Annotated in this window: 21 protein-coding genes; 11 read left to right on the forward strand and 10 right to left on the reverse strand. The window is 68.8% G+C overall.

Annotation, left to right across the window (positions count from 1 at the left end):
* Positions 1–35 precede the first annotated feature (35 nt).
* A complete protein-coding gene (locus AB0F86_RS05335; RefSeq protein ID WP_356982150.1) occupies positions 36–896 on the forward strand; it encodes a helix-turn-helix domain-containing protein in 861 nt (286 codons plus the stop codon).
* A gap of 3 nt (positions 897–899) precedes the next feature.
* Here AB0F86_RS05335 and AB0F86_RS05340 read toward each other — a convergent pair whose 3' ends face one another.
* Positions 900–1385 carry a nitroreductase family deazaflavin-dependent oxidoreductase gene (locus tag AB0F86_RS05340; protein ID WP_225280254.1) on the reverse strand — a complete coding sequence of 162 codons (486 nt, stop codon included), beginning with the start codon at positions 1383–1385 and terminating at the stop codon, positions 900–902.
* Positions 1386–1527: 142 nt separating this feature from the next.
* Here AB0F86_RS05340 and AB0F86_RS05345 point away from each other — a divergent pair, with 142 nt between their 5' ends.
* From AB0F86_RS05345 to AB0F86_RS05380, 8 genes are all read left to right on the forward strand, one after another.
* Positions 1528–1911, forward strand: coding sequence for a DUF1304 domain-containing protein (locus tag AB0F86_RS05345; protein WP_356982152.1), 384 nt, complete (start codon positions 1528–1530; stop codon positions 1909–1911).
* A gap of 220 nt (positions 1912–2131) precedes the next feature.
* Complete coding sequence (locus AB0F86_RS05350) at positions 2132–3385, forward strand: lipase family protein (protein WP_356982154.1); 1254 nt, start codon at positions 2132–2134, stop codon at positions 3383–3385.
* 20 nt (positions 3386–3405) lie between these two features.
* The gene (locus AB0F86_RS05355; protein WP_356982156.1) at positions 3406–4998 is read left to right on the forward strand and encodes a GMC oxidoreductase; all 1593 of its coding nucleotides are present in this window, start codon (positions 3406–3408) and stop codon (positions 4996–4998) included.
* Positions 4999–5021: 23 nt separating this feature from the next.
* On the forward strand, positions 5022–5690 hold the full coding sequence (locus tag AB0F86_RS05360) for a TetR family transcriptional regulator (protein ID WP_181696291.1): 669 nt from the start codon (positions 5022–5024) through the stop codon (positions 5688–5690).
* A gap of 138 nt (positions 5691–5828) precedes the next feature.
* The gene (locus AB0F86_RS05365) at positions 5829–6053 is read left to right on the forward strand and encodes a ferredoxin (RefSeq protein WP_067487825.1); all 225 of its coding nucleotides are present in this window, start codon (positions 5829–5831) and stop codon (positions 6051–6053) included.
* 1 nt (position 6054) lies between these two features.
* Positions 6055–6606 carry a nuclear transport factor 2 family protein gene (locus tag AB0F86_RS05370; protein WP_181696289.1) on the forward strand — a complete coding sequence of 184 codons (552 nt, stop codon included), beginning with the start codon at positions 6055–6057 and terminating at the stop codon, positions 6604–6606.
* A complete protein-coding gene (locus tag AB0F86_RS05375; protein ID WP_356982159.1) occupies positions 6600–7883 on the forward strand; it encodes a hypothetical protein in 1284 nt (427 codons plus the stop codon). Before AB0F86_RS05370 ends, AB0F86_RS05375 begins: the two co-directional genes overlap by 7 nt.
* Position 7884: 1 nt before the next feature.
* The gene (locus AB0F86_RS05380; RefSeq protein ID WP_356983734.1) at positions 7885–9093 is read left to right on the forward strand and encodes a cytochrome P450; all 1209 of its coding nucleotides are present in this window, start codon (positions 7885–7887) and stop codon (positions 9091–9093) included.
* Between the two features lies 1 nt (position 9094).
* Here AB0F86_RS05380 and AB0F86_RS05385 read toward each other — a convergent pair whose 3' ends face one another.
* The 9 genes from AB0F86_RS05385 to AB0F86_RS05425 are packed head-to-tail and all read right to left on the reverse strand — an operon-like array spanning position 9095 to position 17595.
* A complete protein-coding gene (locus AB0F86_RS05385) occupies positions 9095–9673 on the reverse strand; it encodes a hypothetical protein (protein WP_356982160.1) in 579 nt (192 codons plus the stop codon).
* A 21-nt stretch (positions 9674–9694) separates the two neighbouring features.
* Positions 9695–10648 (reverse strand): MlaD family protein, encoded by a 954-nt coding sequence (locus AB0F86_RS05390; RefSeq protein WP_356982162.1) that lies wholly within the window; start codon positions 10646–10648, stop codon positions 9695–9697.
* The gene (locus AB0F86_RS05395) at positions 10645–11676 is read right to left on the reverse strand and encodes an MlaD family protein (protein ID WP_356982163.1); all 1032 of its coding nucleotides are present in this window, start codon (positions 11674–11676) and stop codon (positions 10645–10647) included. Before AB0F86_RS05395 ends, AB0F86_RS05390 begins: the two co-directional genes overlap by 4 nt.
* Before the next feature lie 17 nt (positions 11677–11693).
* Positions 11694–12797: an MlaD family protein gene (locus AB0F86_RS05400; RefSeq protein WP_356982165.1), complete on the reverse strand. Its 1104-nt coding sequence runs from the start codon at positions 12795–12797 to the stop codon at positions 11694–11696.
* Entirely contained in the window at positions 12797–13807 is a 1011-nt protein-coding gene (locus tag AB0F86_RS05405; RefSeq protein WP_356982166.1) for an MlaD family protein, read from the reverse strand. The genes AB0F86_RS05400 and AB0F86_RS05405 overlap by 1 nt, the downstream gene beginning before the upstream one ends.
* Positions 13804–14805 (reverse strand): MlaD family protein, encoded by a 1002-nt coding sequence (locus AB0F86_RS05410; protein ID WP_356982168.1) that lies wholly within the window; start codon positions 14803–14805, stop codon positions 13804–13806. The genes AB0F86_RS05405 and AB0F86_RS05410 overlap by 4 nt, the downstream gene beginning before the upstream one ends.
* Positions 14805–15842, reverse strand: a complete 1038-nt coding sequence (locus AB0F86_RS05415) for an MlaD family protein (RefSeq protein ID WP_356982169.1) — start codon at positions 15840–15842, stop codon at positions 14805–14807. Before AB0F86_RS05415 ends, AB0F86_RS05410 begins: the two co-directional genes overlap by 1 nt.
* Before the next feature lie 5 nt (positions 15843–15847).
* Positions 15848–16711, reverse strand: coding sequence for an ABC transporter permease (locus AB0F86_RS05420; protein WP_356982171.1), 864 nt, complete (start codon positions 16709–16711; stop codon positions 15848–15850).
* The gene (locus AB0F86_RS05425) at positions 16711–17595 is read right to left on the reverse strand and encodes an ABC transporter permease (RefSeq protein WP_356982172.1); all 885 of its coding nucleotides are present in this window, start codon (positions 17593–17595) and stop codon (positions 16711–16713) included. Before AB0F86_RS05425 ends, AB0F86_RS05420 begins: the two co-directional genes overlap by 1 nt.
* 189 nt (positions 17596–17784) lie before the next feature.
* Here AB0F86_RS05425 and AB0F86_RS05430 point away from each other — a divergent pair, with 189 nt between their 5' ends.
* Entirely contained in the window at positions 17785–19419 is a 1635-nt protein-coding gene (locus AB0F86_RS05430) for an acyl-CoA synthetase (protein ID WP_356982174.1), read from the forward strand.
* A gap of 10 nt (positions 19420–19429) precedes the next feature.
* A complete protein-coding gene (locus AB0F86_RS05435) occupies positions 19430–20656 on the forward strand; it encodes a cytochrome P450 (protein WP_356982176.1) in 1227 nt (408 codons plus the stop codon).
* The last annotated feature ends 30 nt before the right edge of the window (positions 20657–20686 follow it).

Consider the following 20686-nt stretch of genomic DNA (forward strand, 5'->3'; position numbering starts at 1 on the left):
GTAGGGCGGGGTGACCCTGCGGACAAGGGGTTGTCATGGCGCAGTCGGCATCGCCGCCGACTCGGCGGGTCATCGAGGTGATGGAGTTGCTCGCGAGTGTGGGCAAGCCGCTCACGGCCTCGGAGATCGCGACTGCGCTGTCGCTGGCGCGCGCCACGGTCACCGCCGTACTCACCGAACTCGCCGCGGTCGGCTGGGTGCGCCGGGACGGGGAACGCCGCTTCCGCCCCGGCCCGGCCTTGGCGGCGCTGTCCCCGGCGGAATCCGAACTGCCCGAGGCGGCCGTGCGGGCCGAACTGCGGGCGCTCGCGGCCGCAGCGGGCTGCGGGGTGACCCTGAGCAGAATCGAACGCACCACCCTGACCGTCGTCGCCAAGGAGTACGCACCGGACGCCCGTGTGGTTCCGGGACTCGCTGTGGGTCAATCGATTCCGCTGGCCTACCCGGCGGGCGCGGCCGTGATGCCGTGGCGCGCAGAGGCCGAGCGTGCCGCGTGGTCGAAGACCGCTCCTGGCGAGGCCGCGGCACTACTGAGGTTCGTGCGGGCCAACGGGTGCGCGGTCTTTCGTCCCGACTCCGACGACGCGGGCGTGGTCGACGTGCTCGCCGACCTGCTCGGCGCCGTCGGCGCGGAACTCCTGCAACCCGACCTGCGCGCCCGCGTCCTGCGCCAGCTCGCCCGTCTCACCGCCCGCCCGTATCGCGACATCGAATTCACCGGCGACGATCCGCTGCCCGTGAGCTACCTGTCGGCCCCGGTGTTCGCCGGTGGCGCCGCACCCTACGAACTGCAGCTCGGCCCGCTGCGCCCGGCCGTCGGCCGCGCCGAGCGAATGGTCTATGTCGAGGCGATAACCGCAGGGGCCCAGGCGATGTCGGTCGTACTGGGAAGGTAGTTCTCAGGCAGGCCGAGGCGTCAGGATCACCACCGGTATCCGGCGTTCGGTCCACGCCTGATAGGTGTCGAAATCGGCGTACAGGTCGACCAGCGCCGGCCACAGCCGAGCCCGCTGCTCGTCATCGGCGACCACCGCCCGCACGGCCCGGCGCTCACGTCCGATCTGCACGTGCGTGTCCGGGTGTGCGCATAGGTTCCGGTACCACTGCGGATGATTCGCCAACCCGCCCTGGGAGGCGACGACCACGATGTCGGCGCCGTCGACGAGGTAGAGCAGCGGAACAGTGAACTGCTTGCCCGACTTACGGCCGCGATGCTCGAGCAGCAGGGTGGGCACCGGCTTGCGGAAACCCGCGCCGATGCGCCAAGTGCCGCCGATGCGTCCGCCGGTGCGCCGGTAGATCGCCACCTGTGCGCGGCCGACGATCCGGAAGATCTTGGGCAGTACCGGATGATCGAGCTGACGCGGTCGCGGCGGTGTGGTCACGCACCAACCATACATAGCGCTGCCTGATTGTATGGTCTGTTTCTCGTGCCCCGCCGCGAGTCGGCGCGGGATCCGCGGCTGCTGCCGGTGAATAATCACCACGGAAGCCCGGTAGGTCCGGACGGCGGCGAGAGGTGCGACGATGACCGCGATCGGTTTGATCTTCACCGGGGTGGCGGTGCTGCTGCACGCCTACATCTTCGTGATGGAGTCGCTGCAGTGGACGGCGGCGAGCACCCGGCGGACCTTCGGGATGTCGGCCGCTGAGGCCGAGTCCACCAAGGAGATGGCCTTCAACCAGGGCTTCTACAACCTTTTTCTGGCTGTCGTCGCGGCCACCGGAATGGGGTTCACCGCCTTCGGTGACAAGGGCATCGGGCTCGCGCTCGTGCTCGCGGGAGCCGGTTCGATGGTCGCGGCGGGTGTCGTGTTGCTCGCGTCCTCGCCGAGCAAGGCGCGCCCGGCCCTGATCCAGTTGGTCCCGCCGCTCATCGGCTGCGTCGCGCTGGTGATCGCCCGCTTCTGAACTCGTCGGTAACCCTACCTTCCGCTCCGGTAGTAACAGTGTTACTCTTCCCGGCGGCGCAAGTGTGACGGGCCTCATGGTTCGTTTCACCTGCGGCGTGAATCACTCCGGCGACGTCGCCGGGCGGTGGAAGGAAAGGTTCTCGATGGATCAGCAGGGTATCGGGCGACGACGGCCGAAGACAGGCCGCGTCGTCCTGGGAGTAGCAGTTGCCTGTGCGATGGCGGCCACCGTCGTGGTCGCCCAGACCGAGGCCTCGTCGGCCGAGCCGGTCGGCTCGTTCTACACCCCGCCCGCGCAGATCCCGCAGGAACCCGGCGCCATCGTCAAGACCGCTCCGATGACCCTGCTCGCCACCCCGCCCACCGAGAAGGGCTGGCCGGGCGCGGCCCAGCACGTCATGTACACCTCGCGCCTGCAGGACGGGTCCCCCGTCGCGGTGTCTGGTACCTACATCGAACCGACCGGCCCCTGGCTGGGTGCGGGCCCCCGCCCGACCGTCGTCATCGCGCCCGGCACCTCGGGCCAGGCCGACCGGTGCGCCATGTCGCAGGCGTTCTCCACGGGCCTGAGCGTGCACACCGACCCGGCGCTCGGCCTGTCGGCGAACCAGGAACTGCCGTCCTCGGCGGTGTGGAGCCAGCTCGGCGCGCGCGTGCTCGTCACCGACTACATCGGCCTCGGCACACCGGGCATCCACACCTACGCCAATCGCATCGAGAGCGCCCACGCGGTGCTCGACGGCGCCCGCGCGGCACATCGCCTGGCGGGTGTCGGCCCGGAGACGCCGGTGGTGCTGTGGGGCTACTCGCAGGGCGGCGGTTCGACCGCGGCGGCCGCGGAGATGGCGCCGGACTACGCACCGGAACTCACGGTGAAGGGCACCTGGGCGGGTGGCCCCGTCGCCGACCTGTCCGCGATCCTCGCCAAGATCGACGGCGCCCTGATCAGTGGTGCCATCGGCTTCGCGGTGAACGGCATGGTCGCCCGCTACCCGGAGCTGAACGCGGCCATCGACCGGGTCATCAGCCCGTCGGGCCGCGACATGCTCGCCACCCTGAGCGACTCGTGCATCGCCGACCTCATCACCCGACACCCGTTCCTGAAGACCACAACGCTGACCAAGGACGGTCGCACGCTGACCGAGCACCTGGCCGAAATGCCCGAAGCCGCAGCGGCTCTGGAAGAACTGCGGGTCGGCTCGATGACCCCGGCCACGCCGGTGCTCATCACCAGCGGGCTCAACGACGACACCGTCCCCTACGGCCAGGCCCGCGCGCTCGCCGAGACCTGGTGCGCCAAGGGCGCAACGGTCACCTTCCGCACCAACGAGCTGCCGCCGATCCTGCCCGGGACCACCATCCCGAACCATTTCGGCCCCGAGATGATCGACGGTTTCGGTCCCGACAACGCGATCACCTATCTGCTCGATCGCCTCGCGGACAAGCCGGTCACCGGCTGCACCTTCGACTGACTTCTTGCGAGGAAATCCCAGTGAATACGTTCTCCCGCCGCAGCATGCTCGCGGCCGGGGCGGCGCTGGGCGGCATGCTGCTCGGCGCCCGCCCGGGCCTCGCCGCGCCGATCCCGGTGCGCACCGGCACCATTCCCCTGACCCGTGAGGACCATCGGGTCGTCGTCATCGGCTCCGGATTCGGTGGCGGTGTCAGCGCTCTGCGGCTGGCGCAGGCGGGCGTGCCGGTCACCGTGCTCGAACGCGGGCTACGCTGGCCGACCGGCCCGAACGCCGAAACCTTCCCGCGCGCGTCCGCGCCGGACAAGCGGATGCTGTGGTGCCGATCGAGCCCGAACCTGTTCGGGCGCCCCCTGCTCGTCGAGCCCTATGCCGGGTTGGTCGAGGCAGTGCCCGGTGAGAACATGACCGCCCTGTGTGCCGCCGGTGTCGGCGGCGGTTCGCTGGTCTATCAGGGCATGTCGCTGCAGCCCGCCCAGGACGTGTTCGAGGCGCACTTCCCGCCGGAGCTGGATTGGGCGCGGATGAACCGGGTCCACTACCCGAGGGTGGCGGCGATGCTCGGCCTCGCCGAGGCACCCGACGAGTTGGTGAACACCGAGAACTACCGTGTCGCGCGGATTTTCGCCGAACGGGTGCGCCAGGCCGGGCTGCCGCTGTCGAAGATCCCGATGCCCATCGACTGGAGCTTCGCCCTCGCCGAACTGCGGGGGGAGATGAAGGCCTCCTACACCAACGGCGACGGCGCGATGGGAGTCAACAACGGCGGTAAGCATTCCGTCGACGTCACCTATATCGCCGCCGCCGAGGCCACCGGCAACTGCCGGGTGGAAACGCTGCACGAGGTCACCGACGTCGAGCGCGCGGCCGACGGCCGCTGGATCGTGCACGTGCGACGGCTCGACACCACGGGCGCCGTCGTCGAGCACAAGATCCTTTCCACCGGCGCGCTCATCATGGCCGCGGGCAGCCTCAACACCACCCGTCTGCTGGTCCGTGCCGGCGCCAAGGGACTGATCCCGGGCCTGCCCGACGACCTCGGCCGAGGCTGGGGAACCAACGCCGACCGCATCTACGTCTGGCGCGATCCGGCCGCGAATTTCGGTGCGGCACAGGGTGGTCCGGTGGTCTACGGCAGCAAGAACTGGGACGACCCGCACACCGCGCACACGGTGATCCAGGCGTCCATCCCGCCCGTGTCCTTCGATGCGGGCAGCACGATGCTCGTCGGCTACGGCGTGAGCGACAGCCGTGGCGCCTTCACCTACGATGCCGCACGCGACGAGGCCGTACTGCGCTGGCCCGCCGACGGCGACCGGACCATTCAGGACAACCACATCGGACCGACGGTCGCGCGCATCGCGGGCACGGGCGCCACACTGCTCGACACCAACACCCTGTTCCCCTCCACCTGGCATCCGCTCGGCGGGGCCAATATGGGTGCGGTGTGCGACCTGAACGGCCGCGTACACGGCCAGCCGGGGCTCTATGTTCTCGACGGCGCACTGCTGCCGGGCAGCGCCGCCGCGTGTAATCCGTCCATGACCATCGCCGCCGTGGCCGAACGGGCCATGGACACCGTGGTCGTCGAAGACATCGGGACTCGCATCTGAGCTCCGTGCACTACCCTGTCCGGGTGGCACGAAGGGGCGAAGGCGATCCGGCGCGCAGGATCACCGAGGTGACCCTCACGCTGCTCGAGACCGAAGGGTACGAGGCGGTGCAGTTGCGCACCGTCGCCCGGCTCGCCCACGCGTCGCTGAGCACCGTCTACAAGCTCTACGCCACTCGCGACGAGCTCGTCCTCGCCGCCGTCGCGCAATGGATGGCCACCAACACCTACACCGAACTCGAGCCGCCGCGCCCGGGGGAGTCGCTCGCCGAAGTGCTCATCCGGGTGATCCGCTACGTATTCGAACCGTGGGAGCGTCATCCACGGATGCTGGCCGCCTACCATCACGCCAGGTCGGGTCCCGGCGGCCAGCGCCTCGACAACCAGGGCTTCGCCGCCATCCTGCCCGTGGTCGCCCCGATGTTCGCCACCCTCGACAAGGACTACGCCGCCGATCTCGCGCTCGTCCTGTCGAACATGGTCTTCGCCTTGCTCGCCCGCTTCGCGCACGGCGATCTCGACATCACCGACATCGTGCCCGCCCTCGAGCGCGCCATCACCCGGCTCACCGGAGACAACACGCCGCTGGCCGCCGCCGCGCTCCGGGTGACCACCGCCGACAGCGGTGATTTCGCCTGGAACTCCGGTTTCGGTTCGCCCTACTCGCCCGGCACCGCGGCCGACGAGTCGTAACTCCACCTTCCGCACCCCTTCACACACACCGATGGACCATTGCTGTCCGCGCGCGTCGATGATACTGTCCAGACAGGTGTCCAGCTCGGTGTCTCGAAGCTGAGAACACCTGGGCGACAGGGGAAGGCGGGCGACGAGATGAGCAGACGCATCGTCGTTGATCTGGATCTGTGTCAGGGGCACGCCGCGTGCCAGGAGGAAGCGCCGGAGGTGTTCACGGTGCCCAAACGCGGGAAGGTCGAAATCCTCGTCGAACGGCCGTCGAGCGCGCAGCACGCGGCCGTCGCCGACGCGGTGACCTACTGCCCCACGCGGGCGCTGTCGATCGTCGACGACAGCGCGGCCGACGACGAAGGAGAATGACATGACCGGTTTTTCGCGCGGCGAACTGGAAGAGATGGTCCAGCGCTGGCTGGACGCGAACAAGCGCTGTGAGGCCGAAGGCGACTGGCGGCCGCTGGCCGACATGTACACCGAGGACGCCACCTACGGCTGGAACTACGGACCGAACCACGAGTTCATGGCGGTGGGTCGCGAGGAGATCCGCGAGATCGCGGTCGGCCAGGAGATGGACGGCCTGGACGGCTGGACCTATCCCTACCAGCACGTGGTGATCGACGAGAAGACCGGTGACGTGGTCGGCTTCTGGAAGCAGACCTCGAGCGCGACCCGCCCGGACGGCAGCAACTATCAGGTGCAGGGCATCGGTGGCAGCTGGTTCCGTTACGGCGGCGACTTCCAATGGTCCTGGCAGCGCGACTTCTTCGACTACGGCAACGTCGGCGCCCTGTTCATGGAGATGATGACGAACAAGGCGATGACCCCCGGCATGCTCACCCGCATCAAGAAGGCGACGACCGAGCAGCCGCTGCCGGGGTGGTACCCGATCGGGAAAGCGCCGGTTCCGCTGTGGTGACACCGGATTCGCGACGGTCCTACGCCGGGCTGTCGCGCGCGCAACTGGCCACGCTCGTCCCGGAACTGCTGCTGTGCGGTCACCTGATCGACCGGTCGGGTATGCCGCACACGATCGGCGCGTTCGGTCGCGAGGGCATGACCGAGGTCGCCATCGACGAGTGGCAGGTCGCCAGTCCCGTGTACACCCGGCGAATGCAGGCCGCGCTCGGCTTCGCCGGTGACAGCGTCGAGACGATCTTCAAAGGCCTGCAGCTCGATATCGGTGCGCCGCCACAGTTTCTCGACTTCCGCTTCCGCGTCGACGATCACGATCACGGCGAGTTCTGGCTCGACCACTGTGGCGCGCTGGCCGATGTGGAACCGCTCGGCGACCAGTTCGTGCGGGCGATGTGTCACGACATCGAGGACCCGACCTTCGACGCGACCGCCCTGGCCACCAACCCGCACGCCCAGGTCCGCCCGATCCACCGCCCACCGCGTGCGCCCGCGGACCGCAAGCCGGTGTGCGCCTGGCGGGTGAGTATCGACCCGGCCAACGAACCGCCACCGATCCCGCGCAATGCGGGGCTGGTGGCCGGGTCGGTCGCGGCGACGGTGGCGTTGTCACCGATCGACCCGGCCGACGACGGCACCGCCGACTACCGTGGCCCGTTGCTGAGCGATCTGCGGTTCGCCGACTTCTCGCGGTCGGCGCTGATTCGCATCGCCGAGGAGGTCGCGCTGCAACAGCACCTGCTGGTCGCCGGTTTCCTCATCGCGATCCGCGAACGGGTCGACGCCGAGCGTGCCGCCGAGATCGGCCGCAAGCAGTTCGCCGGTGTGGCCGGTGTGGCCGCGGAACGGATCAGATCGGCCATGGGTCTTGGCGGTGACCCGGAGTCGCTGGCGCGGGTGCTCGATCTGCATCCGGCGCTCAATCCACGGCAGTACGTGGGCGCGAGGGTCGAAACTGCCGGCGCGGGAGTCACTCTCGTGCTCGAGCGTGGGTGCGGTGCGATCACCGACGGTGTGTGGCCCGCTCTGCTCGACCCGGACCATCTCGCACCGCTCGACGCGCTGGTGCGCGGGGTGGACCCGCGCTACACCTGCCACACCTCGAAGGTGACCGACACCGAACTCGTCGTCGATGTCGTGCGTGCCGAGGACCCGGCCCCCGAGGCGGTGGAGGTCGCGCTGACCAGGATCAGCACCGGTGCCGCCTTCACCTTCGCCGATCGTGGAATCCCGTTGCCGTTGACCGTCGTAGATTCAACTGGAGTGCGCAGTGACCGTTGACATGGAGACCTCGATCCCGTTCGACCCGTACGACTACGCCTTCCACGAGGACCCGTACCCCACCTACGCCCGGCTGCGGGCGGAGGCACCGGTGTACCGCAACGCGTCGATGGACTTCTGGGCGCTGTCGCGGCACCGCGATGTGCGGGCGGCGCTGCGCGACAGCGCCCGCCTGTCCAACAGCTGGGGTGTCTCGCTCGACCCCACCGCCTACGGTCCCGAAGCGCACCGGTCCATGTCGTTCCTGGCGATGGACGACCCCAAGCACGCGCGCATCCGCAAACTGGTTTCCAAGGGTTTCACCCCGCGCAGGCTCGCCGACCTGAGCGAACGGATCGCCGAACTCACCCGCAGCCACTGGGATCGGTGCCTGCAACTGGGCGAGTTCGACTACATCCGCGACTTCGCCGGGCTGCTGCCGATGGACGTGGTCTCGGAGATGCTCGGCGTCCCCGAATCGGACCGCGCCCATCTGCGCATCCAGTCGGATCTGCTGCTGCATCGTGAGGAAGGCGTGCTCGACGTGCCGCAGGGCGCGATCATGGCCTATCTCGAACTCACCGGTTACTACCGCGACCTGCTCGAAGGGCGCCGTAAGAACCCCGGTGAAGATCTGGTGTCGGTTCTGATGGACGCCGAGATCACCGACGGCGACGCGGGCACCACCCGCCTGTCCGACGCCGAGATCATCGGCTTCCTGATCCTGATGGTCGTCGCGGGCAACGAGACGACGACCAAACTGCTCGGCAACGCCATGTACTGGGGTTCACGCTTCCCCGACGAGGTCGCCAAACCACTGGCCGACCCGTCGCTCGTGCCGGACTGGACCGAAGAGACGCTGCGCTACGACAATTCGACCCAGATCCTGGTGCGCCGTGTCCTCGCGGATGTCGAATTCGGTGAACACACCATCGCGGCGGGGGAGCGGGTGCTGTTGCTGCTCGGCTCCGCCAACCGCGACGAGGACGTCTTCGACGACGCCGCCGAGTACCGTATCGGCCGCGACAGCTCCCAGACCCTGCTGAGCTTCGGTCTCGGCGTGCACTTCTGCCTCGGTGCGCACCTGGCGCGGATGGAAGCCAATATCGGCCTCGGGCAGATCGCCGCCTCCATCCGCGGCTACGAGATCGACACCGTCGCCGCCGAACGGGTGCACTCGGTGAGTGTGCGCGGCTTCGCCACGCTGCCGATGTCGGTGCGGGCGAGGTAGGTCACTTCAGCGGCAGGGCGTTCTGCAGCCCACCGACATCGGCGATCCGCCAGTCCGCGTTGCGGTCGACCGTGAGCGAATAGGCCACGGTGGTGAGGGTGCCGGTGGGATTCTGCACGCTGGTGGAGTTGACGGTGAGATAGGCGTTCACCTTGTACACCCCGCCGGATTCGGACACGACGCCCGCCGACAAGGGTGTCGCCGTCGAGGTCCACTGCAGCGGCAGCAGGATCTGCTCGAGTTGCGGTGCTGTCGCGTCGAACTTGCCCGAAAGCTGCGGTGTGGTCCCGGTTTTGAGCCGGGCCAGCCACGCCTTGGCGTCGCGGTAGTCGATGGTCGATGCCCCGAGTGCGTAGTCGAGGGCGACCTGTTCGACCCGGCGATCCTCGGCGGTGCGCCGGTCGTGGTCGGCGATGGTGGTGCGCGCGGACAGATACAGCATCCCGAAGGTGGCGGTCGCGACCACGAGCACTGCGACGGCGCACCCGGTGAGCACGCTCGACAGCCGGATCGACACGGTACGTGGCCGGGGTTCGCCGGTGGCCGGGGTGTTCTGGCGGTTCTCGAGGTCAACGGTCATGGGGTGCCGGTCCTTTCGTGCCTATTTGATGCCGATGCGCAGATGCACCGTGTCGTCGCCGAGGCCGTGCAGGGCCTGGTCGAGCAGGGCGCCGAGGTCGAGATCGGGTGCGGTGGCCACCGCCTCGCGCACCACCGGTTGCAGCATCGGGCCCAAGGCCGCGGCGCTCGGCCCGATCTTCGTGAGCAGGGCCTCGAGTTCGCGTACGAACACCAGCACCCCGCTGCCGGAGAAGTAGTCGGCGACCGGGCGGCTGTCGACCAGCGCCGACCCGGACTGCACGATGGCACTGAGGGTGATGCCGAACTCGCCGAACAGCGGGCCCGCTGTGCCGAGTGACGGCCCCATCCAGTCGATGTCGGCGCCGAGGAATTGCAGGTCGGCGAACAGCTGACGCAGCCGATCGGTGCGGCTGAGCAGCGTCGCCGCCAGCAACGTGGTGGAGCGGCGCAGGGTCTGCATGGTCGCCTCGGTGTCGGCGAGGGCGCGGTCGAAGGTGTCGACCAGGCCTGCCATCACCTCGGGGCGGATCTGATCGAGCAGGTCGATCAGCCGGGTGGACAGGGTGGTGATGGTCATCGGCGCGGGCACCCGGTGCGCCGGAATGTGTTGTCCGTCGGTGAGATACGGCCCGGCGTCGTCGATGGGGTCGAAACCGATGTAGGGCTCGCCGAGTGCCGAGAGCTGTTCCACGCGGACGCGGCTCGACACGGGAATCGGGTACCGCTCGTCGATCCGCAAGGCGACGAGCACCCCGCTCGCCTGCTTGCGCACCGACTCGGTCCGGCCCACCGCGATCCCGTTCAGCAGCACCGGCGCGCCGGGACCGAGCCCACCCGAGGTGCTCAGTTCCAGCTCGACGGCGAGGTAGTCGCGGCGCGGGTCGATGTTCAGTACCCCGAACGTCATGTACGCGACGCCGAGGACCAGCACGGCCGTGATGGCCGACAGCGACAGTGCGGCACGGGTATTCATCGAACGGCTCCGATCATCCGCAGCAGATCGACGATCCGCGCGGTCTGCTCGTCGGTACCCATCGCCCCCGTGACCCCGATCTCGACCACGTCGACCTTCGGCCCGCGTTGGGCGAAGGGCAGCACCTTGGTGTGGATCAGGTCGACCAGCGTCTTCAGGTTCGACGGTGACGAAGTGTCGAGTGGCCTGCTGCCGAACAGCATCGGCACCACCGCGGCGGTCGTGGCGTCGAGCGAACCGAGCAGCGGCCCGAGCCAGGCGGCGCTCGGCGCGACCGGGCCGAGCGCGGTGAGGACGAAGATGACGCCGATCTGGGCGTTGATCGCATCGGTGGTCTGGGTGACGCCGTAGGGCGTGAGCAGCTCGGCCAGCACCGGGGCGTTGTCGAGGACGCCGTCGTCGAGGGTGGCACCGAGACCGTCGAGGACCGCGTCGACCGAGTCGAGGTGGTCGGCCAGGTCCGACAGGTCTGTCCCGAGGGTTTCGGAGAGGCGGGCGGTGTCGCGCGGATCGGCGGGCAGCACCCCGTTCATCGTGGTGACGATGTCCTGCAGATCGGTGACCGCGCCGGTGCCGATGAACACCGACAGGGTGGCGAGAATGTCCTCGATGGCCGGGGCGCGGGCGGTGTCGGCCAGCGGGATCGTCGCGCCCGGGCCCAGTGTGCCGGTGGTGGGTTCGCGCGGTTCGGAGAGCGCGATGTGCACGTCGCCAAGCGGGGTGTTCTGGCGTAGCTCGGCCGTGGTGCCCACCGGCAGCCGAACCGCGTCGTCGATGTCGACTTCCGCTGTGGCATAGCCCTTCTCGCTGAGGGTGACCGAAGAGAGCTTGCCCACGCGCACACCGTCGGCGATCACCTTCGCGCCCTGCGGCAGATTGAGGACACTGGCGAATTCGATGCGCAGCCGATAGGTGGGTTCGCCGGTGCCCGGCAGAGCCGTTCCGCATCCGAGCAGGGTGCAGGTTACGACGATCAGGAGCAGATGTCGGAGCCGACCACGCCTCCTGAGTGGAAGCTGGTTCCGCACCCGGCACGTCGTCGACATCATCGCGCACTCACCGCCGCGAGCAGGGCCGGAAGCGTCGGCAGGGTGACCGTGCCATCCGGCGCGAGAGCACACGGTTGCCCGGTCACCGCCTGGATCGCCGCACAGACGTGTGGTGAGTCCGCTTGGGGCACAGCCAGCTTCGGGGGCGCGTATCCGATGGTGGGGCGTCCGCTGTCCGGATCGATACTCGCGGCGAAGCCCGAGGCGAGAGCGGGGGTGAGCCGGATGACCTCGGCAACCGAGCCGAATCCCGCCGTCAGCAGTGCGGGTAGGTCGGCGATCTTGTCGAGCGCACGGACCGCCGGCGTGCCGATCATCATCATCACGTCGTTGAGCTGGGGCAGCACCTGGATCAGGTACGTGACGATGTCGATGATCGGCGGAAAGGCGATGGTGACGATGTCGTTGAACGTCCGCGGCAGTTCGATCGTCATCGCCCGCACCGTGTCCCACCCGTTGCGTGCGTGTCGTACCAGCTCGGTGAGGGCATCGATGAGACTGCCGAGATGCCCGATCGCGGCATCGGGGGCGGCCAGTGCCCGGCCGAGCTGGTGCAGGACCGCGTTGATGTCGTCACCGGTGCCCGCGGTCGCACGATCGAGCGCCGACAACCCCGAGCCGAGAGCGGTGCGCTGCGCGGGATCGTCGGCGGCGTTCAGTTCGTCGGCCAGCCCGGCGAGCGCGTCGAAAGTTTCCGAAAGACTCAGCGGTGTCAGTGTTCTGGTGATGCACGTGCCCGGCTCCCAGCCGCCGGTAGCCGGTTCGTCGCCGACGAGAGCGAGATGGCGATCGGCCACCAGGGTGTCGCTCACGGTCACCGCGCCCACATCCAGGGGCAGCCGGCGATCGGCGCGCACCGTGAACCGCACCCGCGCCGAGGCGCCGTGTGGCTCGATGCCGGTGACCTCACCGACCGGGATGCCGAGCACGGTGACGGAGCTGCCCCGGTAGAGCCCGATGCTGTCGGGCATGTCCGCGCAATAGGTGCGCACCGGCGGCGCGGGTCGTGACAGCTGTAGTGCCGCCGCGCCCGCGAGGACGACGACAAGCACCACCGCCGTGGACATGAACCCGCGCGAACCGAGCAGGCGGGTCACCATCAGCACCCACCTCCCGGCACCGGCACACAGATACGCTCCGGCACGATCGTCACCGCCGAATGGTCGACGCTCACCCCGTCGCCACCGGCGAGCAGCGGCGTCAATCGCTGTTCCAGCGCCACCAGTGCTTCGAAGAGCGAACCCAGGTGCGTGCCGAGGTTTTCCAGACCCGCGACGGCGTCGGCGAGCGGTTGCGCACGGGCCCGCAGGTCGCGGTCCCAGGCCCGGCCGAGCGGGGACGCCTTGCGCAGCACATCGGACAGGTCGCCCAGAGCCTGGCTCACGATGGCCTTGTTGGTCTGCACCAGCGTTTCCAGGGTGTGCAGGTTGCGCACCAATTGGGCGAGCACCTGCGAACTCCCGTTCAGCGCGGTGAGGTACTCGTCGGCGAAGGCGAGCGCGCGGGAGATGTCGGCGTTCTGGGTGTTCAGCACTGCCACGAGGTCACCGGCTGCCCGCAGCGCCGCGCGGAAAGCGTCGGGACTGTCGTCGAACGAGGTGGACAGGGCGGCCAGGTTCTGTCGCAGCACCGCGCCGTCGATCTCGCGCACGGGTCGCACCGCGTCCTGGAAGACCTCGGTGAGGTTGTAGGGCAGGATCACTCGCTCCCGGGGGATCACGGCCGAACCGAGCGCAGTGGTGCCCGCCGGTCGCAGGGCGACGTAGTAGCCGCCGACCACCGTCAGCATGCGGATCTCCAGGATCGTCTGATCGCCGACGGCGACGTCCTCGCGCACGGTGAACGTCATCCGCACCCGATCCGCCAGCAGGTCCAGGGTCCGTACCCGGCCGACACCGATCCCCGCGATCCGCACATCGTCGCCCGCACGCAGGGCCCCCGCGTCGGCCAGTTCGGCGTGGTACACCCGCTCGGCATCCGTCCCGACCACCGCGACCACACCCAGCGCGATCATGAGCAGCACGGCACCGCACACCCCGGCCAGCCCCCAGCGCAGGTCACCGGCCCTCCCGTCGGTGGGCCGGCCGAACAAGGCCCGCAGTCGTGTCATCGGGTGCGGCACAGCGTCACCCCCTGCCCGTCGAACAGCACGCGCAACGGCTCCGGCGCCTCCGCGACCCCATGAGTGCACGTGCCTACCCGCCCGTTCGCGGGCACGGTGGCCGCAATGGTCTGGATCAGTCCGGGCAGCCCGGCGAAGACCTCCGCCGCCACCTGTGGGTCGGGAAAAGCATTGCGCAACACCAGGTCCAGATCGCTGCCCTCGTCACCGGTGATGCCCGCCGCGGTCAGCATCGACCGGATCGGTTGCAGCACCGGGGGAATGGCGACGGAGAAATCGACCAGACCCGGCAGCTTCTCTGCGATGGCGGTGAACAAGCCCGTGAGGTTGGTCAGCATCCGCACCGCCTGCGCCGACTTACCGCCCAGGCGCTCCGCGATCACGGCCAGATTGCGCACCAGCGTCGACAGCACGACCTGCCGGTCGGAGGCGTAGCGGCTGAGGGTGTCGACCGCATCGAGCGCGGGACCCAGACCGGCGCCGTCACCCTGGATCACAGCGAGCAGACTGGTGGTGAACCGGTTGATCTCCTCGGTGGACAGCTGCGCGAGCACCGGCTGCAAACCCTTGAACAGCGTGGTGATGTCGAACGAGGGAACGGTTTCGGCGGTCCCGAACACCTGCTCGGGCGCGCGCGGTGTGCTCGGCCGCTGCGGCGCGACGAGCTCGAGATAGCGGAAGCCGGTGAGGTTCTGGTACCGGACGGCGATCGTGGCGGCGGTGTCGACCGGGTGCGCACGCAGCACGGTGAACCGGACGCGAGCCAGGGCGCCGTCGAGCTCGATCCCCGACACCTTGCCGACCGTCACACCGTGCAACCGCACATCGTCGCCCGTGCGCAATCCGTTGGCATCGGTGAACAGCGCGGTGAAGGACTCGGTGTCGCCGCGCACCGGTCGCTCGATCAACCGGAAGATCCCGGCCAGCGCGACGGCGGTGAGCGTCAGTGCGATCGCCACCCGCACGGCGAGCCCGCGAGTTCTCATCAGCGGCCTCCGTTCGGCAGCAGGGCGGCCAGCGGCCCGGCCAGCCCGGGCACGGTGTCGAGTTCGATCGAAACCCGAAGCACAGGGCCGTCGGGGGTATCCCGGAACGCGGCGCCGAGGCGTTCGAGCAGCGTGGCGAGCTGATCCGCCGATCGTCCCGGTGGACCCATGGTCGCGGTCACCTCGTCGAGCAGCAGCGTGGCCATCGGCATCATGTCGCCGAAATGTGTTCGCGCGGTGGTCATCAGCGCGGTGACGGCAGGCAGGAGCTGGTATTGCATATCGCCCCAGAACTGCCCGAACCGCGCGATGTTCGCCGGTGAGCGCAGGTACTCGTTGGTGTAGGCGGCTTCGAGCACGTCGACGGCGCCGGTCAGCATCGGCGGCATACCTGCCAGCACCGAACCGAAGGAGCTCGCCAGCTCCGACGGCGGTAGTTCGCGGGTGTCGGCGTAGGCGCGCAGAGTGGCGCCGAGTGCCTCCAGCAGCGGGGTGAACGCACGCAGGTCGCCCGCGATGGTGTGCAGCAGCTCGGCCAGTTTCGGGGTGAGTACCTGCTCGACGAGTCCGCCGGTCGAGCGCAGCAGCGCCGCCAGTGTGGCGTCGCGGACGCGTCCGTCGTCGAGGTCGACCGAGGCACCGTTCCCGAGCTCGGTGCCACCGGGCCGCGCGACGAGATTCAGTGCGCTGATGCCGAACAGATTGCCGGGCGCGAACTCGACATCGACGGTGTCGGTGAGCCCGAACAACTGCGGCCGGTCGAGCACCAGGGTGAGGTGTTCGCGCCCCCGCCCGGCCGGCGTGATGGCCTCGACCGTGCCGACCCGCACCCCGTCGAGACGGACATCGGTGCCGGGGGCGATGCCCGCACCGACCCGCTCGGTCTGCAACGTCACCCGGATCTGCTCGGGCGCAAGAGATTCCGGCCACACCTGCCAGGCCGACACGCTCGCCAGCGCGACCAGGATCGCGCAGACACCGAGGACGCGGGCACGCAACGGCCCCACCTCGGTCCCGGGAAGTGCGTACGGAGGCATGCGCGTCACCCCGTGAACGTGATCGGGGAGCGCCAGCCCCACAGGACGACGGTGGCCACCATGTCGAGCGCGATGATCGCCACCAGGCTGGCGCGGATGGCCCGCCCCGAACCGATACCGACACCTTCGGGCCCGCCGACCGCGAAATAACCCTGGTAGCAATGTATCAGGACCACCGCGACGGCGAACACCACCACCTTCACGGTCGCGGCGAACACATCCCAGCCGAGGACGAACTGGTCGAAGTAGTGGTCGTAGGTGCCGGTCGGCACATCGTGGATCGATGTCACGATCAGCTGACACGACAGATAGCTCAGGATCAACGCCACCACGAAAGCCGGTGCCACCGCGACGATCCCGGCCACCACCCGGGTGGTCACCACGAACGGCACCGACCGGATTCCCATCGATTCGAGCGCGTCGATCTCCTCCGAGATCCGCATCGACCCGATCTCCGCCGTCATCCGGCAGCCCGCCTGCGCGGCGAAACCCACCCCGGCCGCGATCGGTGCCAGCTCCCGCGTCACCCCGAACGCGGAGATGAGCCCGCTGAGCTGACCGAGTGCCAGCGCGTCGAGGGCGTGATGGGCCTCGATGCCGATGGAGGCACCCATCGCCGCACCCATCAGCAACATCAGCGGCACCACCCCGCCGCCGACGATCACCGAACCACGCCCCCAGGTCATATCGGTGATCGCGGTGAGTGTCTGGCGCCGGTAGTGCGCGAGGGTGTACGGCACCGACGACAGCACCTGCCAGCAGAACCCGATCACGAACCCGAGCGACTCCACGGGGCGCACCGGCCCGATGCGGCGCCGCAGCCGGCCGATCCAGCGCACTCCGAACGGCAGATACGGGCTCGCGGTCATCAGGCCGCCCGCAGTGGAACGAAGACCGTGACCACCTGGGTGACAACGGTATTGAGCACAGTGATCGCCGCGACCGACATCACCACCGCGGCGTTGACACCGTCGGCCACCCCGCGTGGTCCACCCCGTGCCTCCAGCCCGCGCTGACAGGCGATCACCACCACGAGGAACCCGAACATCAGCGACTTCACCAGCGACACCCACACATCGAGCGAGGTGGTGAACGCGCCGAAGGAGTCCCAGTAACTGCCCGGCGTCACGTCGAGGGCCGTGACCGCTACGCCGTATCCGGCGGCGATCCCGACGACGATGATGAGCACGTCGAGCAGCGGCGCGATCAGCATCATGGCGGCGATGCGCGGAACGACCAGGCGCTGTACCGGATCCACGCCCATCACGCGCATGGCGTCGACCTCCTCGCGCACGGTGCGCGCACCGAGGTCGGCGGCGATCGCGGCGGCGCCCGCCCCACCGAGCAGAATGCCCGCGGCCATCGGCGCGCCCTGTTTGATCACCCCCAACCCGCCCGCGGCGCCGATCATCGAGTCGGCGCCGAGTTGGGAGACGATATTGCCGACCTGGGTGGACAGGATCACCCCGAACGGCACGGCCATCAGCACGGCCGGAATCGCGGTCACCTTCACCAGGAACCAGGCCTGTTCCAAGGCCTCGTGCACCGGAAACCGCAGGCGCACGGCATCGTTCGCACCGATCCGAACGGCCGAGGTGCCCATGCGCAGGGCGCGGCCGAAGGTGGTCAGCGCCGACAGCACCGTGTCGGCGAAGTTGCGGCGCAGCACCGCGCCCGCTGTGCGTGGCTGCGCGGGTGGCTCGGCGTCGGTGGAATGGCCGTGCCCGGCTCGCGATGTGGTCCGCCCGAACAATGCACACCCCCTTGGTGTTCGAATGCCCGTTCAATTGCCTGGACACCAGTCTGGACGGTACTACACCCACCTTCGGCGGAAGGTCGTAATCGCGAATCACCCCGAACGAGCGGGATTCTCCGTATCATGGACACCTGTCCGGACAGAAATTCAGAAATAGCGAACCGGCATCGAGTTGCGAGGCACTGCATGGTTGGTTTCAGTTTGTCGAACGTATTCGCGACCGTGGTCGCGGCCATTCCGGAGCGCGAATTCCTCGTGCACGGTGACCGCCGGATCTCCTATGCCGAAACCGACCGCCGGGTAACGGGATTCGCTCGATTCCTGGCCGCGCGGGGGATCGGCGCCGAGGTCGAGCGGACCGCCCGGCATTTGTCCGGGCAGGACCATTTGGGCGTCTATTTGCGCAACGGCACCGAGTACCCGGAGATCTTGATCGGTGCCTACCGAGCGCGCGCGGTGCCGTTCAATATCAACTACCGCTACGTCGAAGAGGAATTGCTGTACCTGCTCCACGACGCCCGGGCGCGGGTGCTGGTGTACCACGCCGAATTCGCCCCACGCGTGGCCGCGGTACTGCCCACGCTGACCGACCCGCCACTCCTGATCCAGGTCGCCGACGGCAGCGGCAACGATTTGTTGCCGGGCTCGATCGACTACGAGACCGCCGTCGCCACCGCCGAGGGCGAGCTGCCGGAACCCGACGGCGACGATCTGTACCTGCTCTACACCGGCGGCACCACCGGGATGCCCAAGGGTGTGCTGTGGCGTCAGGACGACATCTACCTCGCCGCCATGGGCGGCACCCGCTTCGGCACCGGCGTGCAACTGAGTTCCTATGCGGAACTGGCCGATTCGGCCACGGTCACCGGCGGCGCCTACCGCTTGGTCGTCGCCGCGCCGTTCATGCACGGCGCCGCCCAGTGGTTGCTGTTCCAATGCGTCACCAACGGCGGAACCCTCGTGCTGCCCACCGTGGTCGACCGCTTCGACGCTACCTCGGTACTCGAGGCCGTGGCCCGTGAGAGCGTGATCGCCCTGCCACTGGTCGGTGACGCCATGGCGCGACCGATCGTCGCCGAGCTCGAGCGGCGCCACTACGATCTGCCGTCGCTGGCGGCCGTGCACAACGCAGGCGCCCCGCTCACCCCGGCCGTGCGACAGCGATTGATCGCGGCCTTCGGCAAACCCGTACTCGTCGTCGACTCGGTGGGCTCCTCGGAGTCCGGCATCCAGATGACCCAGGTCTACGACGCCGACGCCCGAACCACGGCGGGCAGCTTCGTCCCCGCCGATACCGACACCGCCGTGATCGACGAGGACCTCACCCGGCTGCTCGACGAACCGGGCGCCTCGGGCTGGCTGGCACGTAAGGGCCGCATCCCGCTGGGCTATCTGGGTGACGAGGAGAAGACCCGGCGCACCTTCCCGGTCGTCGACGGTGTGCGCTGGTCGATCGCGGGTGATCGCGCGAAGGTGCTGGGCGAGGGCCGGATCGAACTGCTCGGCCGCGACAACCTGACGATCAATTCCGGCGGCGAGAAGATCTTCGTCGAAGAGGTCGAGCGCGCCGTGGCCGCCCACGCGAGCGTCCTCGACGTGGTCGTGGTCGGCAGACCGTCGCAGCGGTGGGGGAGCGAGGTCGTCGCCCTCGTCCAGGTGGACGACGAGACCGTCACCGATGCCGAACTGCTCGACGAATGCGCCAAGCACATCGCCCGCTACAAACTGCCCAAAGCCATCCTGCGCTGTCGCGAAATCCTGCGCTCACCCACCGGCAAGGCCGACTACCGGTGGGCGCGCGGCGTCGCGACGCGGATGTGAGGAGATCCCGATGCCCCCACTCACCCTGCCCGCCGGCCTTGACTTCTCCGACCCGGGACTCTGGGCACAGCGCACGCCCGTCGAGGAATTCGCGATGTTGCGCAAGGCCGCCCCGGTGTGGTGGAACGCGCAGTCCGACGACATGTGCGTGCCCCACGACGACGGCGGATTCTGGGTCGTGAGCCGTCACGAGGACGTGCGAACGATCTCGCGCAACCCCACCCTGTTCTCCGCGAGCACCAAGGGTTCGGTGATCCGCTTCCCCGGCACCGTCACCGCCGACACCTTCGAGGCGACGAAATCCATGCTCCTCAACATGGATCCACCCAAGCACTCGGCCGTGCGCCGCATCATCTCGCGCGGGTTCACCCCACGCGCGGTCGAGGCGCTGCGCGCCGCGCTGGCCGAGCGCGCCGAGGCCATCGTGCACGCCGCCCGCGTGACCGGCGGCGGCGACTTCGTCCACCAGGTCGCGCGCGAGCTGCCGCTGCAGGCCATCGCCGAACTGTTCGGCATCCCGCAACCGGATCGGCTGCGCCTGTTCGACTGGTCCAACCAGATGCTCAACTTCGACGACCCCGAATACGGCGACCCCATCGGCGCCACCGCGGATCTGCTCGGCTACGCCTGGCAGCTGGCCGAATCGCGACGCCTCGACCCCGCCGACGACCTGGTGTCGAAACTGGTCACCGCCGATATCGACGGCGGCTCACTGACACCCGACGAATTCGGGTTCTTCATGATCCTGCTGACCGTCGCGGGTAACGAGACCACCCGCAATGCCACCACCCACGGCATGAAGGCCTTCGTGGACCATCCCGAGCAGTGGGAACTGTTCCGCGCACAGCGCCCACGCACCGCCGCCGACGAGATCGTTCGCTGGGCGACTCCGGTGATCGCGTTCCAGCGCACCGCCACCGAGGACACCGAACTGAGCGGTCAGCCGATCGGCGCCGGGCAGCGGGTGGCGATGTTCTACAGCTCGGCCAATTTCGACGAATCGGCCTTCGGCAACCCGTTCACCTTCGACATCCTGCGAGACCCCAACCCACACTTGGGTTTCGGTGGGACCGGCCCGCACTACTGCGTCGGCGCGAATCTGGCGCGACTGCAACTGGAACTGATCTTCGGGGCCATCGCCGACGCCATGCCCCGCCTACGGCAGGTCGCCGAGCCGACCAGATTGCGGTCGAGCTTCGTCAACGGGATCAAGCACTGGCAAGTCGCCTACGAGTGAGGCGGATCGCCGGTCGGCACGACTGATTCG

It is taken from the genome of Nocardia sp. NPDC023733 (assembly GCF_040639775.1).
Lineage (GTDB): Bacteria > Actinomycetota > Actinomycetes > Mycobacteriales > Mycobacteriaceae > Nocardia > Nocardia rosealba.